Origin of the sequence: Tenacibaculum singaporense, from assembly GCF_003867015.1 — a bacterium.
Classification (GTDB): Bacteria; Bacteroidota; Bacteroidia; order Flavobacteriales; family Flavobacteriaceae; genus Polaribacter; species Polaribacter singaporensis.
Genome location: NZ_CP032548.1, coordinates 3283806 through 3302259 on the forward strand (window position 1 = coordinate 3283806; position 18454 = coordinate 3302259).

Annotated in this window: 13 protein-coding genes; 11 read left to right on the plus strand and 2 right to left on the minus strand. The window is 31.9% G+C overall.

The window, feature by feature from the left end:
- Positions 1-71 precede the first annotated feature (71 nt).
- Positions 72-1250, minus strand: coding sequence for a DUF3103 family protein (locus tag D6T69_RS14790; protein ID WP_125068738.1), 1179 nt, complete (start codon positions 1248-1250; stop codon positions 72-74).
- A gap of 427 nt (positions 1251-1677) precedes the next feature.
- On the opposite strand from D6T69_RS14790, the gene gyrB reads away from it, so the two are divergent.
- From gyrB to mdh, 5 genes are all read left to right on the plus strand, one after another.
- Entirely contained in the window at positions 1678-3615 is a 1938-nt protein-coding gene (gyrB, locus tag D6T69_RS14795; RefSeq protein WP_125068740.1) for a DNA topoisomerase (ATP-hydrolyzing) subunit B, read from the plus strand.
- A 91-nt stretch (positions 3616-3706) separates the two neighbouring features.
- Positions 3707-4723: a DUF6588 family protein gene (locus D6T69_RS14800; RefSeq protein ID WP_125068742.1), complete on the plus strand. Its 1017-nt coding sequence runs from the start codon at positions 3707-3709 to the stop codon at positions 4721-4723.
- A gap of 122 nt (positions 4724-4845) precedes the next feature.
- Positions 4846-5535: a PQQ-binding-like beta-propeller repeat protein gene (locus D6T69_RS14805; protein WP_125068744.1), complete on the plus strand. Its 690-nt coding sequence runs from the start codon at positions 4846-4848 to the stop codon at positions 5533-5535.
- Positions 5453-6766, plus strand: coding sequence for a PQQ-binding-like beta-propeller repeat protein (locus tag D6T69_RS14810; RefSeq protein WP_125068746.1), 1314 nt, complete (start codon positions 5453-5455; stop codon positions 6764-6766). Before D6T69_RS14805 ends, D6T69_RS14810 begins: the two co-directional genes overlap by 83 nt.
- Positions 6767-6892: 126 nt before the next feature.
- Positions 6893-7819: a malate dehydrogenase gene (mdh, locus tag D6T69_RS14815; RefSeq protein WP_125068748.1), complete on the plus strand. Its 927-nt coding sequence runs from the start codon at positions 6893-6895 to the stop codon at positions 7817-7819.
- Between the two features lie 209 nt (positions 7820-8028).
- Here the strand turns inward: mdh and D6T69_RS14820 are convergent, their stop codons facing one another.
- Positions 8029-8712 carry a cell division ATP-binding protein FtsE gene (locus tag D6T69_RS14820; protein WP_125068750.1) on the minus strand — a complete coding sequence of 228 codons (684 nt, stop codon included), beginning with the start codon at positions 8710-8712 and terminating at the stop codon, positions 8029-8031.
- Positions 8713-8836: 124 nt separating this feature from the next.
- Here D6T69_RS14820 and D6T69_RS14825 point away from each other — a divergent pair, with 124 nt between their 5' ends.
- The 6 genes from D6T69_RS14825 to D6T69_RS14850 all read left to right on the plus strand — a co-directional run bounded on the left by D6T69_RS14825 (position 8837) and on the right by D6T69_RS14850 (position 18447).
- Complete coding sequence (locus tag D6T69_RS14825) at positions 8837-11857, plus strand: tetratricopeptide repeat protein (RefSeq protein WP_125068752.1); 3021 nt, start codon at positions 8837-8839, stop codon at positions 11855-11857.
- Positions 11858-11896: 39 nt separating this feature from the next.
- Positions 11897-13678: a TonB-dependent receptor gene (locus D6T69_RS14830; protein WP_125068754.1), complete on the plus strand. Its 1782-nt coding sequence runs from the start codon at positions 11897-11899 to the stop codon at positions 13676-13678.
- Positions 13679-13727: 49 nt separating this feature from the next.
- Entirely contained in the window at positions 13728-15167 is a 1440-nt protein-coding gene (locus tag D6T69_RS14835; RefSeq protein WP_125068755.1) for a M20/M25/M40 family metallo-hydrolase, read from the plus strand.
- Between the two features lie 3 nt (positions 15168-15170).
- Positions 15171-15533 carry a DoxX family protein gene (locus D6T69_RS14840; RefSeq protein WP_125068756.1) on the plus strand — a complete coding sequence of 121 codons (363 nt, stop codon included), beginning with the start codon at positions 15171-15173 and terminating at the stop codon, positions 15531-15533.
- Positions 15534-15926: 393 nt separating this feature from the next.
- On the plus strand, positions 15927-16673 hold the full coding sequence (locus D6T69_RS14845) for an outer membrane beta-barrel protein (RefSeq protein WP_125068758.1): 747 nt from the start codon (positions 15927-15929) through the stop codon (positions 16671-16673).
- 13 nt (positions 16674-16686) lie between these two features.
- Complete coding sequence (locus D6T69_RS14850) at positions 16687-18447, plus strand: S41 family peptidase (protein WP_125068760.1); 1761 nt, start codon at positions 16687-16689, stop codon at positions 18445-18447.
- The last annotated feature ends 7 nt before the right edge of the window (positions 18448-18454 follow it).

The following is an 18454-nucleotide window of genomic DNA, read 5'->3' on the forward strand; positions in this document are numbered from 1 at the left end:
TTAAGGCTTTTTAAAATAAAAAAGCATCCTGAAAAATCAGAATGCTCTTTCATTTACTTATCCTTTACTTTTTAATTTGGCGCAACATAAAAAGGAGATAAGTTTATCTTAGCGTTTCTTCTAGCACCATAGTAATTATAGTAACTCTTATTTTTTTCAATTGTATAAAATGAATCTACATAATCATCATTATTAGTATACCAACTATTAGGCATTGCTTGAATTATTGCTCCTGCAACTTGACCTAAAACACTCACCCAAGGTTGTGTTGAAACTGCTCCTATAATTTGAAAAACTCCATTTACAATAGCAGAAACTAAGTCCTTATAATTTGTATTATCATCTTTTTCAAATAACTGAATATTTGCAGCTTGGTATTGATAATCATCCCAAAACAATAATATTTGATTCGGATAATAATCAGTATCATCATGATCTAAATAATACATAGGTATTACCTTAATTTCAGGATTGTTTTTATCATCTTTAATACCTGATGTTATTGCATATACCTCAGCAGCACCACTTATCCAAGGTTCTTCATCATCATTTAATCTTATTTTATCTAACTTCGTGGTTTCCAATCCAGCATTTCTAGCAGATTTAGTACTTAAATCTAATGAAGACTTTAAAAACCTATTATTTTGAACTCCACTTTCTTGAAGATACTTATTCATATAAGTTACCTCTCTCTTCAAGGTTTCAAAACCATCAGTTTCAATAACAATAACTGTTTGACTTGGTGCTTCTTTAGGATCAAGATAAACAACTTCTTTATCTATTGTATAAGCTTCAACTCTCTCCCAAGTTTCCTCATCTCCTTCAGGAGCAAAAGAAAATAACACATTAGAAAAATCTTCTATTCTCTCTCCATTGTGCATCCAAACTTCTAAAATCTCTATCTTTTCAGGAGCGGCTTCTTTAGACGCCTTACCTTCTAACATAGTGGTTTTAGACATTAACATTTTATATGACTCTTCATCACTTACAAACTCAGAAGTTTGGTTTAAAATTTTAGACATCGCTACACTTGGTTGCTGATTATTCAATAACTCAAGAGTCTTTTCTTTAAAGCTTTGATTCTTCATCAAATCAATAAATTGAAAAGCAACTTCTTTCTTATTTACTAAATCGGAAGTTTGTTGCTCTGTTAAACTTTCAGAACCAGTAACTAATTCTTCAGAATTGTTACAGCCAATAAACAACATCGAAGCCAATAAAGCTCCTAATAAAATTCGGGGGGTTTTCATTTTAAAAAAATTTAATTTATTAATACTAGCTTCAATATTAACAAAAAACACAATAAAAACCTTAAAAAATGTTAATTTTTTACAAAAACATAAACAAAACACCACTAAACACTAATTTAAATTCATTTATTTAACACCAATAAAACAATTTTATAACTTTACTTTTATAAAACGTTTTTAAAGCCAAATAAGCTATTTTATAAAAAAAGATTAAACCAAATTATTCATTCATCTTCAAATTCTAATTTAAAAGGATTTTTAGCCGTTTTAAGAGTCTTTTTATTTCTTAAGCAATTGTTGATAAAATATCACAAAAACCTCTTAAAAACTTTATTTTAACTTTATAAAATTGTAAATTTGTAATGTAACAATAATCGCTTCCGAGCGATTTTTTTATGATAAAGACTTTAATTTAATTCTCTTTATAATGAGCGAAGAAAAAAAACATAATTATTCTGCCGATAGTATCCAGGCGTTAGAAGGAATGGAGCATGTACGCATGCGTCCTTCCATGTATATTGGAGATGTTGGAGTACGAGGATTACACCATTTAGTATATGAGGTTGTAGATAACTCTATTGACGAAGCCTTAGCTGGTCACTGTGATGAAATATCAGTAGATATTAATGAAGATAACTCTATTACAGTAAAAGATAATGGTCGTGGTATTCCTGTTGGAATTCATAAAAAAGAAGGAGTTTCTGCCCTACAGGTTGTAATGACCAAGATTGGTGCTGGTGGTAAATTTGATAAAGATTCTTACAAGGTATCGGGTGGACTACATGGTGTTGGGGTTTCTTGTGTGAATGCACTTTCTGATCATTTAACTGCAACTGTACATAAAGAAGGTAAAATTTGGCAACAAGAGTACGAAAGAGGTAAAACTTTATACCCTGTAAAAACTATTGGAGATACGGATTTTACTGGAACTATTGTTACCTTCTTACCAGATAAATCAATCTTTCAACAAACAACAGAATACAACTACGACACCTTAGCTACACGTATGCGCGAATTGGCATACTTAAACAAAGGTATTACTATTACGTTGACAGACAAACGTAATCAGGATGATGAAGGGAATAATATTTCTGAAACATTTCATTCCGAGGAAGGTTTATCTGAGTTTGTGAAGTTCTTAGACGGGACAAGAACACAGATTATTCAGGATGTAATCTCTATGGAAGGTGAAAAAAATGGTATTCCTGTAGAAGTTGCTATGGTGTATAATGATTCTTATGCTGAAAATTTACACTCATACGTAAATAACATTAATACACACGAAGGAGGTACACACCTATCAGGTTTCCGTCGTGGTTTAACGCACACATTAAAAAAGTATGCTGATGAGTCTGGTTTACTTAAAAATGTAAAATTCGAAATTGCTGGTGATGATTTCCGTGAAGGACTTACAGCAATTGTATCTGTAAAAGTAGCAGAACCTCAATTCGAAGGTCAAACAAAAACAAAATTAGGTAACCGTGAAGTAAGCGCTGCTGTATCACAAGCTGTATCTGAAATGTTAACGGATTACCTAGAGGAAAATCCAAATGACGCTAAAACCATTGTTCAAAAGGTTATTTTAGCTGCACAAGCACGTCACGCAGCACGTAAAGCTCGTGAAATGGTACAGCGTAAAACAGTAATGAGTATTGGTGGTTTACCTGGTAAATTATCTGACTGTTCTGAAACTGATCCTGCTCAATGTGAAATATTCCTTGTTGAGGGAGACTCGGCAGGTGGTACTGCAAAACAAGGTCGTGACCGTAACTTCCAAGCTATTCTTCCTTTAAGAGGTAAAATCTTAAATGTAGAAAAAGCTATGCAACATAAAGTTTTTGAAAATGAAGAAATCAAAAACATGTTTACCGCATTAGGAGTTACTATTGGAACAGAAGACGACCCTCGTGAATTAAACTTAACCAAATTACGTTACCATAAAGTAGTTATTATGTGTGATGCCGATGTGGATGGTTCTCACATTGCTACTTTAATTTTAACATTCTTCTTCCGTTACATGCGTGAAATGGTTGAACAAGGATATATTTACATTGCTACTCCTCCTTTATATTTAGTTAAAAAAGGGCAAAAACGCGAGTATGCATGGGATGACAATCAACGTGATTTAATTGCTCAAAAAATGGGTGGCTCAGTAACTATTCAGCGTTATAAGGGTCTTGGAGAGATGAACGCAGAACAATTATGGGACACTACCATGAATCCTGAGTTTAGAACACTACGACAAGTTACTATTGACAACTTAACTGAAGCTGATAGAATATTCTCTATGCTAATGGGTGATGAAGTTCCTCCACGTAGAGATTTCATAGAAAAGAATGCAAAATATGCGAATATTGATGCATAAAATATTTTCTTAACTTTAAAAAAGCTCAATAATATTATTGAGCTTTTTTTTATTTTATATTTTTACCGTTTAAAACAACACCCTCATAATTATGAAAAAAATTCTATTACCACTATTAACTCTAATAATAAGCTTTAGCATCAAGGCTCAAGACGGTCCTGAAGGAATTTTATTTGCGAGTAAACAAGACGCAAACAGGTTAACTAATGCATATATTAATCCTGCTATGAAAGGATTAATATACGGAATGAACAATGGTTGGTATCACACCGCCAAAGTTCATAAAAAATTTGGCTTTGATATTACTATTGGATTTAACGGGTCAATAGTTCCCTCAAAAGATGAAATATTTAGTTTATCAAACTTAAACTCAATAAATCAACCTACAGGGAATATTACTTCTGCTACTGTAGCTGGTTCTGAAAATGATGGTAGCCAAGCTACTGTTACATTTCAAGAGAACGGAATCACCTATACTGGAACTTTTGAAATGCCTGGTGGAATCAAAGAGGACTTACCATTAAATGCTGTTCCTGCTCCTGCTATTCAAGCAAGCATGGGGTTACCTTTTAAATCAGATATTATTTTACGTTATGTCCCTAAAGTTGGAAGCGATGATGTTAAAGGTAGTTTATTTGGTATTGGTTTAAAAAAGGAAATCACAAGCTGGTTTGGACCAATGGATAAAACCCCATTACATGTTTCTTTACTAGCTACTTATTCAACTATGGGAGTGGATTACAACATTGTTGACGAAAACCCAAATGACAACATTGAAATAGAAAATGGTAAAGTTGATTTTGATTTAAATTCTTACACTGTTCAAGCTATTGCCTCTTTAAACTTTCCTATAATTAATGTTTATGGAGGAGTAGGTTACACAGGAGGAACTTCTTCTTTAGATATGACCGGAAGATATACTCTTTCTTATAATGCATCTTTAAACCAGAGAACCTTAACAAACCCTTTAAACTTAGATTCTAACGCTAGCGGTTTCAAAGCTACATTAGGTACTCGTTTAAGTTTAGGTTTCTTTAAAATATTTGCAGACTACACTTTGCAAGAATATAATGCTATCAATGCAGGTATTGCTTTTAGCTTTAGATAAGACTCACTTTATAAAATGCATAATAAAAAAATCCTATTTAGCTAAATAGGATTTTTTTAATCTCTATATTCGCAACTAATTTTTATTTTAACAAAATTTTAACCTCTTAATTTTTAAGTGTTATGAAAACAAAATTATTCTTATTATTTCTATTAACCTCTTTATTAGCGTCCGCACAAAGAGACCCTAATCACACACTTACTCTTGACAGTAAAATTAGTGACGTTTACCTACACAACTTAACAGGAATTCCTGTGATTACAACAGATGGTGCCGTATATGGAGTTAATGGTGAAACAGGTCAAAAAATATGGGAGTTCAAAGAAAGTGGATTTATTAAAAATCTTAATGCTCTTGGTCAAGATGGAGGTTCTTCTTTTAGTGAAGTAGCATTATCTCCATTCGGAAAATTTAATCAAACAATTTTCAACATCAAAACGGGTCATAAAATTTTAGACGAAAAGACCAATGGATACAAAGGAATTTTTGATGACAAGTTTGTTTTTGGTAAAAATGCTATTTTATTTTTTGCAAAAACTGATAAAACTGAAGCTAAACTATTTTTAACTAGCATTGAAAATGATAACATCATTTGGGAAAGCTCTATAAAAACCAATAAGAAATTAGGAAGCTTATTATTAGGAGGTGCAGGTGCTTATAACTTTATCCAAAACGAAGATAAAATTGCTTTTACAGCTGGTAAAACTGTTTTTTTAATCAACAAATCTGATGGTAAAGTTATACTATCAGAAAAATACGACGCTGGTAAATTGTTTTTTACAGAAGATAATAAGTCTTTTAATCGCTGTTGAAAACAAAAGTAGTTCTTTAGTTGGGGGAGCTATTAAAGCTGGTTTTACCATGGGATTATCTCTAATAGGGAAAAAAGTAATTGGTAAAGAGCTTATTGCTTTTGATGTAAATTCTGGTAAAGAAACTTGGAAAAAACCTATTAAACTAGATGAGGGGTTTGTAGACTATCAATTTGAAGATGGAAAATTATTTTTAATCCACGAAGACGGAGCTAAATTATTTGACTATCATACTGGTGAAGATGCTTGGAAAAAAGAATTCAAAAGAAAAAAAGTTAAAGGTGTTGAAAAAACTTCAGAAGGTTATATTGTTTATTACAAAAACAAAAAGCATTTGGTAGATAATACTGGTAAAAAAGTTTGGAAAAAACCTCAAAAGGTTATTAAAAATGTAGATTTTGAAGTAGACGACGAAGAAGAATTCACTACTTTCTCTTATGATAAAGGTACTATTTTTGTAACCCCATACAGAATAGAATATTTCCAAAACGGAGAAGAGAAAAGAGTATACAAAATTAAATTAGATGAAAAAAATGATAAACTAACCTATCATGAGAAAAACAACTCTTTAATTTTATTAAGTGGTAAAAAACTATACATTTTAAACCCTGACAAAGAACTTGGAAAAGACCAAGTAAAAAAGATTGATTTTAATGATGCTAGTAAAATAACCTCTGTTGAAATAAGAGACAATGGTTATTTCATCAACAGCAACTGGGAATATGTAATTACAGACTTCAAAGGTAATGTAATAAAGAATGAATACTTTAAACAACCTGGCGAAGGGTTTAGACATTTAAAGAATTTTGGTTCTTATGCATTAGGTTTTACTGGTTTTGGAATGCAAGGACTTGGATACGCTAACGCCACATATGGATCAGCACTAGTTGGATCAGGAGCTTTTGTAGGTAAACAAAACACAATAAATCGCGGTATAAAACATGCTAACAAAGGCGTATCTCAATTTAACGACGGAACAACGATTTCTGAAATAGGAGAGTTATTATGGGATGGAGACCGTCACAATGCTTTTAAAGCCACTAAAAATAATGCCTTCTTCTATGCAAACAAAGGAGGTAAAAAAGTTTTAGTGCAAGTTAATAAAGATTCTGGTGACACTGTTGAAACATATGAGTTTGGTGTAGATAAACCAAAATACAAAATTGACAAGCCCGCTAAAAAGATTTATTTTTCTAAAGGAAAAGACTTAAAAATATTTAGCTACAACTAACAATATAAAACCCGTTGAAATATCAACGGGTTTTTCTTTTATATCCATAGCCAAATCGCTATTTTTGTGCATCTTGTGCGGATTCCGCACTTATAAACATAATTAATTACAAAAAACATATATAAAATGAAAGTAACGGTTGTAGGAGCAGGTGCTGTAGGCGCAAGTTGTGCTGAGTACATTGCTATTAAAAATTTCGCTTCTGAAGTTGTTTTAGTTGATATTAAAGAAGGTTTTGCTGAAGGTAAAGCAATGGACTTAATGCAAACTGCTTCTTTAAATGGTTTTGACACTAAAATTACTGGAACAACAGGAGACTATAGCAAAACTGCTGGATCAGACATTTGTGTAATTACTTCAGGAATTGCTCGTAAACCAGGAATGTCTCGCGATGAGTTATTAGGAATCAATGCTGGTATTGTAAAATCTGTAGCTGCTAGCTTAGTTGAGCAATCTCCTAACACAATTATCATTGTAGTATCTAACCCAATGGATACAATGACATATTTAGTACACAAAGCGACTGGATTACCTAAAAATAGAATCATTGGTATGGGTGGTGCTTTAGATTCAGCTCGTTTCAAGTATCGTTTAGCTGAAGCTTTAGAAGCTCCTATTTCTGATGTTGACGGAATGGTTATCGGAGGTCACTCTGACAAAGGAATGGTGCCGTTAACTCGTTTAGCTACTCGTAACTCTGTTCCTGTATCTGAATTCTTATCTGAAGAAAGATTAGAACAAGTAAAACAAGACACTAAAGTTGGTGGTGCTACCTTAACTGGTTTATTAGGTACTTCTGCTTGGTATGCTCCTGGAGCTGCTGTATCTGGGTTAGTACAAGCAATTGCTTGTGACCAGAAGAAAATCTACCCTTGTTCTGCTTTATTAGAAGGAGAATACGGTTTATCTGATTTATGCATTGGTGTACCAGTAGTATTAGGTAAAAACGGAATAGAAAAAATCGTTGAGATTAACTTAAGCAAAGAAGAAAAAGCGGCGTTAACTTCTTCAGCTGAAGCCGTTAAAAATAACAATACTGCATTAACTTTCTAAGAGGTTAACAGTCTGAAATATTTAAAAACCTGAGTAATAAAATTACTCAGGTTTTTTTTATAAACTTTTGTTAAAATTCCAATTACTGTGTAAGATTTTGCTAATCTAAACGTCTTTATAGTAGAGAAGCATTAGTAGTGTTTCTTTTCATAGTTTTTCATAGCAATTTTCCCACTTCATCCTTGAAGTGGGTTTGTTTTTTACAATATTTAGACTGCTTGTTGTACTACTTCAAACAATTCACCACCCTCACATTTAATCACTTTTTGTTTAAACTTTACAATCAATTGATAATCGTGCGTAGCCATTAAAATTGTCTTTCCACTTTGGTGAATTTCATTCAATAACTCCATCACCTCTAGTGAAGTTTTTGGGTCTAAGTTTCCCGTAGGCTCATCTGCTAAAATTAATTCAGGATCATTTAACAACGCCCTAGCAATTGCTACACGTTGCTGCTCCCCTCCTGACAATTCAAAAGTTTTTTTATAGTATTTCTCCTTCATTCCTACCTTATCTAAAACTTCATGAATTTTATCTTTCATTTCATTTTTATCTTTCCAACCAGTAGCCTTTAATACAAACTCTAAATTCTCGTAAACATTTCTATCGTTTAATAATTTAAAATCCTGAAAAACAATTCCTAGTTTTCTTCGTAAAAAAGGAATATCTTTCTCTTTCATTTGTTTTAAGTCAAAATCAACTATACTTCCTAAGCCACGTTGTAAACGTAAATCACCATATAAGGTTTTTAACAAACTACTTTTTCCGCTTCCTGTTTTTCCGATTAAATAATAAAAATCACCTTTATTCAGGGTAAAATTTACTTTTGACAATACTAAATTGTCTTGTTGATAAATATCTGCGTTTTCAAGGTGTAAAACAGGGTTTTCCATGGAATGTAGTTTTTTACAAATCTAAAATTTTATAACGTAATTCTGTAACATTTCTTACTTTTGATAAAAAGTCTCCCAACAAAAATAAAAAACTAACGTTATAGTTTCTAGATAACTAAAAAATATGAGATTTAACTGTTTCAAAAAAAGCTGCTACTTATTTCTTTTTTTAACCTTTACAACAGCGGTAATAGCACAAGAGTCGGCTATAAATACTGATGCAAATGCCGATTTTCATAAAGCAATACGTTTATACAACAACAAAGCATATGCTGCTTCACAAGAACTTTTTCGCGAAGTTTCCGTAAACTCTGAAAAACATCATAACTTAAAAGCTAATGCTGACTATTATGATGCTATGTGTGCAATAAAATTGCAACAAGATGATGCTGATTATAGAGTTAATCAGTTTGTTGAAAACTACCCTTACAACAATAAAAAAGAAAAGGCATTTTTAAATGTTGGTAATTATTATTTTGCCAACAGAAAAGCTGCTCACGCCCTAAAATGGTATCAAAAAGTAAATGAAAAACTATTGAGTCCAGAAGAAAAAAATGAACTCAATTATAAAATGGGCTATGCGCTATTAGTTTCTAATTACTTAAAAGATGCTAAATCTCGTTTTCAAACCTTGTTAGGAAACCCTATTTATGGTAACGACGCTCGATACTACTACGGATACATTGCCTATAAGCAAGAAAATTTCGGAGAAGCTGAAGACAATTTAAGTCAATTAGCAAACGATGCTACTTACCAAGCAAAAGCAAATTACTATATATTAGACATCAGTTTTAAAGCTGGGAGATTTGATAAATCAATTCAAATTGGAGAACAATTACTAAAAACTACGAAAGATCAAAAAGAGATTTCTGAAATTTCTAAAATTGTTGGTGAAAGTTATTTCAACCTTAAAAAATACGAAAAAGCTATTCCGTTTTTAAAAGCCTACAAAGGAAAAAATGGTCGTTGGACAAATACCGATTACTATTATTTAGGTTATGCTTATTATCAACAAAAGGATTATGAAACTGCTATTAGCAACTTTAATAAAATTATTGACGGGAATAATAAAGTAGCACAAAATGCTTATTACCATTTAGGAGAATGTTATTTAGAATTAGATAAAAAACCAGAAGCTTTAAATGCTTTTAAGAATGCTAGTGAAATGGATTTTGATGCTCAAATTACTCAAAGTTCTTCTTTAAATTATGCGAAGTTAAGTTACGAAGAAGGAAACCCATATGAAAGTGTTCCAGATGTTTTAAAGGGCTTTTTAGCTAAATACCCAACATCTCCAAACGCTGCTGAAATTAGTAATTTGTTAGTGACCTCATACTTGCATCAACGAGATTATCAAGGTGCTTTGGACTTTTTAAACACTTCAGATACTCCAGAAAGCAAAAGTATTATCAGTGAAGTTTCTTTATACAGAGGTATTCAATTATACAACGAAAATAAAATAGCAGAAGCCAAACCATACTTTGTAAATGCAACTCAATCAGAGAACACTACTGTGAGTAATAAAGCTGCTTACTGGTTGGCTGAAACCGAATACACTTTAGGGAATTATCAAAGTGCCCTTAAACACTTCTTATCTGTTACTGATAAGGATATTAACGAGGCCAAGATGCTTAATTATCAAATTGGATACACAAACTTCAAACTAAAAAGTTATCCTAATGCTGCAAAATACTTTCAGCAATTTTTAGAACAAAATTTGGATGACAACGATTTAAACGATGATGCTTCCAATCGCCTAGGAGATTCTTTTTATGCTTCAAAAAGCTACACAAATGCTATTAAGGCATATAATAAGGTAATTCAAGAAGGTGGTGTAGGATCTGATTATGCACAATATCAAACAGCTATGAGTAATGGATTTTTGGGGAAAAATGATGCTAAAGTCCAAGATCTAGAAACTTTAATTAGTGATTACGATGGTTCTCAATTAAAAGACGATGCTTTATTTCAATTAGCAACCACTTACACAACCATGAATAACGTTTCAAAAGCACAAAAAGCTTACGAACGTTTATTAAAGAATCATCCAAAAAGCAACTATATTCCAAATGTATTATTGCGTCAAGGGTTATTATACTATAGTAACAACAATAATAGAAAAGCTATTGAAAAATATAAAGAGGTAGTTACTAAACATCCAAATTCTAACGAAGCAAAACAAGCAGTAAGCAACGTTAAAAATGTATATATCGATATAGGTAAAGTAGATGAATATGCCGCCTGGGTTAAAAGCATACCTTTTGCTAATGTTACCAATGCAGAATTAGATAACGCAACCTATCAATCTGCTGAAAATAAGTTCCTAGAGAACAACAACACTAGGGCTATTGAAGGGTTCAATAAATACTTACAACAATTTCCTAACGGAATTAATGTATTAAAAGCTCATTTTTATTTAGCACAAGCGTATAACAACACAAAGTTATTTGATAAAGCTATTCCTCACTACACCTATGTAAACAAACAAACTAAAAGTGAGTTTACAGAAGAATCTTTAACCAAGTTAGCTAACATTTATTTACAAAAAGAAGATTGGAGCAACGGTATTTTAGTGCTCCAACAACTAGAAAAAGAAGCTAACTATCCGCAAAACATCATTTTTGCTCAAAGTAATTTAATGAAAGGGTACTATAAAAAAGGTGATTATAGTAATGCTATCACCTATGCTGAAAAAGTATTAGTTAAAGGAAAGGTAGATACTAACATTGCTGAGGATGCTAAAATCATTTTAGCCCGCTCTTCTTTCAAAAACAATGACTTTTTAACTGCTGAAGAATATTTTAACGAAGCTAGTAAAAAAGCTACTGGTGAACTGAAAGCTGAATGTTTATACTACAATGCTTTCTTTTTACATGAGAATAAAGAATATGAAGCATCTACTAAAGCTGTACAAGATTTAATTGCTAACTACTCGTCATACAAATACTGGGGAGTTAAAAGTTATATAATTATGGCTAAGAATTATTATGCTTTAAAAGATGCGTACCAAGCAACATACATCTTGGAGAACATCATCAAAAACTTTACACAGTATAAAGATGTAATTGAAGAAGCAAAAAATGAGCTTCGTACCATTAAAAATAAAGAAGCAAAAACAAACGAATCAGTAACTACCCAAAACTAAAATTTGTTAATAACAAACGAAAGTTAAATGACTAGATCGATGAAAAAGCACTTAAGTTTACTTGTTTTATTTGTAGTAGCATATGCAAATGCACAAGAAAAAAACGTCACTAATAAAGCTAAAGACACTATAATAAAAACCGAAGTTGTAAATGTAGTAACTTCATATGTTCCTAAAATTACTGATGCTTTTAAAATAAAGCAAAAACCTGTGATTGAACACACAAAAGAAACTCAGAAAAAAGCTTTAGAATATCAAATATTTTCGGTTCCTGTTGCCTCTACTTTTATCCCCAAAAGTGGAACAATGAAAAAAGTTGACTTGGGCAAAAGAGAAAAGTTATATCCAAACTACGTATCAGTTGGATTTGGAAACATCCTTTCACCTTTTTTAGAAGCATATGTAAGACGTAGCGAAAGTTATAATAGCGAATTAGGAGCGCATTTAAAGTTTTTATTATCATCCGACCCTGTAGCTGACACAGAATTAAGTAGTACTTTTTATAATATTGACCTAAACATAAACTACACCCAACAAGAACGTTATTTTCAATGGTCAGCAGGTTTAGATGCTGAGAAAGATAAATATAACTGGTATGGCTTACCTACAAACATCACGTTTACAGAAGCTACTTTAAGTGCTATTGAAGAAGCCCAAAGTTACAATCACATAAAAATATTTGGTCAAATAAAACCTGATGATTCTTTTTTAGAAGAAGCTAATGGAGCAATCGCTTTTTTCTCTGACTCGTTTGAAAGTGCTGAATTTTTAGTTGATGGTAATGCACAATTTCGTTTTCCTTTAGATAATTTTCATCGCCAATTAAACGATTTGTATGTAAATACCACTATTAATTACTTAGGAGGTTCCTATGCTTATGCATATGATGCCGTTACTCCGATAGATTATAACTTCATTACACTTGGAGTACATCCAACTTACAAGTTCAATGTACAAGATTTAGCTATTCAATTGGGAGCAAAAAGTTACTTTTCAATGGATACAGAAAATAGCGAAAATAACTTTTTTATATACCCTGACGTGGAGATTTCTTATCCTATCGTTAAAGAACTAGCAAATGTATTTGTTGGTGCATCTGGTGATTTAACCACAAATATGTATCAATCTTTTACAGATGATAACCCATATTTGTCTCCTACTCTTGACATGAGACAAACTAATAAAAAGTTTGATGCTTTTGGAGGAATTAGAGGTAAACTAAATCATCAATTTAGTTATAATGCAAAAGTAAGTTATGCTGATATTGAAAATAATCCATTTTTTGTTTTGAATCAATCAAAGTCAGAAGGCGACAACATTGCTGGAACTAACGGATTTACATTCTATGGATATGAATATGGGAACTCTTTTAAAGTAGTTTATGATGATATTAAGTTAATGACCTTCTTTGGTGAAGTTGCCTTTGATGGTATTAAAAATCTTACTATTGGAGCTAATGCTCAGTTCAATAAATTTACCTTAACCAATGAAGAAGAAGCTTGGAACACGCCTAAAATAAAAGGAGAAGTTTTTGGAACCTACAAAACCAATAAATGGTTTGCTGGTGCTAACTTATACTTCGTAGGAAATCGTAAAGGAAGAATTTATGATACTTTACCTGCTGAGACCTTTACTTCAGTAGACTTAAAAAGTTATTTTGATGTAAACTTTAATGGGGGATATCATTTTGATGATTCGTTCTCTGTATTCTTAAACTTAAACAATGTTTTAAACAACAGCTATCAACGATTCAATAACTTTAATGTACAAGGATTTCAAGCAATGGGAGGTTTAACCTGGAAGTTTGATACACTGTTCTAAAAATTAAAATATATAACTTACATTTAGGGTGTTAAAACTAATACCCTAAATGAAAAAACTAACTTTTTTATTACTTACAAGTATTACTTTTTTTGCTTGTAAAACAGAACAAAAACAACCTACAGCAGCTTCAAACACCTACACAGAAGCAAACTACAAACAAGATTCAACACAAGTAAAAAAACTATTCAACACTGCACTTACCCAAGGTAAATCATATGAATGGCTACGTGATTTAACACAAAATATTGGAAGCCGTTTATCTGGTTCAGAAGGGGCAGCTAAATCAGTTATTTGGGGAGAAAAACTCATGAAAGAAGTTGGTTTAGATTCTGTTTGGCTACAACCCATTATGGTGCCTCATTGGGTTCGTGGAGAAAAAGAAATTGCTAATTATGAATTTAACGGAGGGAAAATAAATGTCCCTATTTGTGCTTTAGGAGGTTCAATTGCAACACCTTCTAACGGAATTACAGCAGAAGTTATCGAAGTAAAAAATATTGAAGAAGCTAAAAACTTAGGTGATAAAGCCAATGGTAAAATTGTATTTTTCAATGGTGCTTTTGACAACACTCTTATTAATACCTTTCAAGCTTATGGAGGTTGTGTAGGACAACGCTATGGAGGAGCTGCCATAGTTGGAAAATTTGGAGCAAAAGCAGTCATTGTTCGCTCTATGACTAATGGAATTGATGATTATCCACACACAGGTTCTATGGGGTACGGTGATATTCCAAAAGAAGAATACATTCCTGCAGCAGCTATTAGTTCTCGTGCTGCTGAAAACTTAAGCAAACATTTAAAAGAAAACCCTAACTTACAGTTTTATTTTAAACAAAGTTGTGAAAACTTACCTGATGCCCCTTCACACAATGTCGTAGGAGAAATTAAAGGAAGTGAATATCCTAATAAAATTATGGTTGTTGGCGGACATTTAGATTCTTGGGATTTAGGGGAAGGCGCACATGATGACGGAACTGGAATTGTACAGTCTTTAGAAGTAGCTTATCTATTAAAAAAGAACAATATTCAACCAAAAAACACCATACGTATTGTCTTTTTTATGAATGAGGAAAATGGTTTACGAGGAGCAACCGAATATGCTCGTTTAGCCAAACAAAATAACGAATTACATATTGGAGCTTTAGAATCTGATGCCGGTGGGCATACTCCAAGAGGTTTCTCTATTGATGCTAATGAAAGAAACTTGCAACTAGTTCAAAGCTGGAAAAAATTATTAGCTCCTTATGGTTTACATGATATTACTGCTGGAGGTGGCGGTGCTGACATTGGACCTTTGAAAGACGACCATGTTACCTTAGTAGGCTACCGACCAGATTCTCAACGCTATTTTGATTATCACCATGCAGCTACAGATACGTTTGATAAAGTAAATAAACGTGAACTTGAGTTAGGAAGTGCTTCTATGGCTAGTATTATATATTTAATGGATAAATATTTATACAACGAAGAATCTTTAAAGCCTTAATTCATGGGTACTCTTATCATAATATTAAAAAATATTTTCGGAATATTTTTCGCCTTTGCAGGTATTATGCACATTGTAAAACCTAAGATTTTCAATCGTTTCATCCCTAATTTTCTTCCAAAATTAGTTGTAAACTACATAACTGGTTTATTAGAATTGGTAATTGGTATTGGATTACTAATTAATCAAACTACCAAACAAGCAGCTTTAGCAATGTTTTTATTAATGTTAATTTTCTTACCTATTCATATTTGGGATGTTTTTAGAGAAAAACCTGCAATTGGATCTAGGAAAATAGCCATTATAAGAGTACCTCTTCAGTTTTTACTGTTATATATTGCCTATTTAATTTATACACACCAATAAAAATTTTTTCTTAATTAAGAAACAGAGAACATATTTCTTTGAGATAAATTATTTGTTTAAAGCCACATTTAAAACTAAGTTTTAAATGTGGCTTTTCATTTCATTCACAACACAACCTCAATACTCTTAAAAAAAATAAAAATATTTTAAAAAATTCTCATCAAAAAGAATAACAACCTACAATACTACAAACCAAACCACTAACAAATACTACTTTCTAATTTTTCACGTAAAAAAAACATAAAATTCACCTTTTTTTAACATTAATTAAAATAAAATATTAGGGTTTTTAGCGATTCACTTGTTTTAGTACCGCAATTTTATTCTAGAAAAAATTACGCTATATCCATATTAGGATACCTTTTATTATTTATTAATTTTAACATAACACGCATGAAAAATAAAAAAACTCATGGGAGAAAGTCTTCTTTTACCCCTAAAGTAGTCTTACTTCTTTTTGTTGCCTTATTAATCAACTCTTCTCTATCAGCCCAAAATAAATTTAGAGTAAGCTTTTCAGGGGGATTAAACAATAATGATATTACTTATAGCGCAAGTAACAGAGTAGATACTGAGTATGTAGATGAGGATGGAAACTACTTTAAAGCAGGTTTCAACTTTAAAGTTTATAAACACATTAGTATACAAACAGGGTTAACCTATCTTAATAAAAACTATAGATTTCAAAGAACAGGAACACGTGAAGGTGTTTCTACCCTTCATAAATCAAGGTATTTCAACATTCCAGTAATGGTAGGGATACAACCACTACATCAAGCCTTAAAAGACACCAAGTTTAATTTTGAAGTTTTTGCAGGAACTTATGTAGGTTGGTGGAATTCACTTAAAAGAGAAAGTACAGTTGAAGTTTTTGGAGAACTTGATCTTGATGGTTTCCCTAAGAAAACTGTAACTGAGACTTATGACTTTAACAAAAATGAAAATCATTTTAACAGGGTTGATTATGGCCTACAAGCTGAAACCAGATTAGGCTATAACTTTTACAAAAACTTCAGCCTATTTGTTGAGTACTCTTTTATGTATGGTTTGTCTGACAACCAAAAAGAACAATTAAGAAAAACTTCTAACTATTATTATACCACCTCTAATTATGGTATAGGAATATCTTACAACTTTTAAAAACTAAATTATTATGAAAAAACTTAAATACATATTACAAATATTTATAGTAGTTCTATCATTACAAACTCTTCAATCTTGTAGAGAAGATGCTTTAGAGGTAGCTGAGTTAGACAGAACTGATGTAGCTAGTTATTCTGATCTTTTCAATGCTTTTTGGGATACAATGAATAACGATTATAACTACTTTAATGAACAAGAAGAAAGTTGGGACAACGTATACAAAAAATACAATCCAAAATTTAAAAAACTAACAACTTTTAATAAGGCGGATGCTAATCCTATTGAAGCTGAAAAAGAAGCTAATTTAGCCTTTAAATATTTTGCTGAAATTATTACTGGAAAAGTTTTAGACCAACATTTCGGCTTAAGTGTAACCATTCCTTTACCAAGTGTTAAACTACCTGGTAGAAATGCTTCTGTATCAGCAGGTTTTTCTAGCAACATGAAATACAAGTACACTGAAGAAGACGGTTTTGTTAGCTTTGGAAGAAATCAAAGGAATCCAAAAGTTAACAAAGGTGAAGTAAGTTTTGTTATGGCTAATGACAAGCTAGACCCTACTACAATTGTTCAAGAAGGTCCTATTTTAGCTGGCTTCTTAAAAAGTGACCCAGAAACAATGTATATTCAATTAACTGGTTTTGAGGTTTATCCAACTGCTATAATAGAAGGAGCATTCCCTTTATTAGAAGACATTAGCGGTATTGATGGTATTAATCAATCGTATTTTGATGACTTAAAAAAATTAGATAATGAAGCTGGTACCGAGTTTGAAGCTTTGATGAAAGATAACTTAAACTCTTTTAAAACACTAGTAAGTACAGTAATTAATTCTAACGAGTATAAAACTTACATAAGCGCACTTGACAACTTTAAAAACACTGAGTTAATTAGCGACTTTGAAAACAGTTTAGCTCCTTTAGCTAGCTTTACACAAGCTGCTAAAAACGAGTTTAAAACAAAACACGCGACTGTATTACCTACATTAGGCGCTTATTACAATGCTCCAACCACTACTGAAGCACAAAAAGAAGCTGTTAATATATTATACGGAATTTACAATAAGCGCATTGCAACTTACCAAAAAGTTTCTAGCTTTGCTAGTACAGTTTCTTTTTTCGGTCTTACATTTACTGATGAATTTGACGCATTATTAAATTCTATTTCTTCAAATTACAATTTTGATCTTTATCAAAAATTATACAACCCTATAACAAGTGGTAAAGCAAAAAAAATAATTTTAGATTTACGCGGTAATGGTGGTGGATATGTAATTGATGCTCGCATTTTTACTGAAAGATTTATAACGCAACAAAAAGTTTGGGGATATCAAAGAACCAAAGAAGGGAATGGTCGTTTTAATTACAGTCCTTGGACACCAGTAGAAACAAAACCTCACAAATTTGCCCTTCAACAAAATGCTCCTATCGCTATCTTAATTGATGAAAACTCTTTTAGTATGTCTGAAATTAGCACCATGATGATTAAATCTCAAGGAGATCATGTAACTATCGTCGGAGACAATAGCGGTGGTGGTACTGCAGGTTTAGGAGGTCAAGATTCATTTAATGGTGGTAATAGATTAAGCAATGGATACTTACAGTTTTACATGCCATTAATGGCATTTAAAAATAGTGAAGGAAAAGTTGTTGAGGCTATTGGTGTTGCTCCAGATGTAAAAGCTATCCCTACACAAGAACAAGTAGACGAATTAACAACAACTTATATTGATCCTGCTTTTGACGCTGCTTTAAAAGCCGTTAGTAAATAGGAACTTT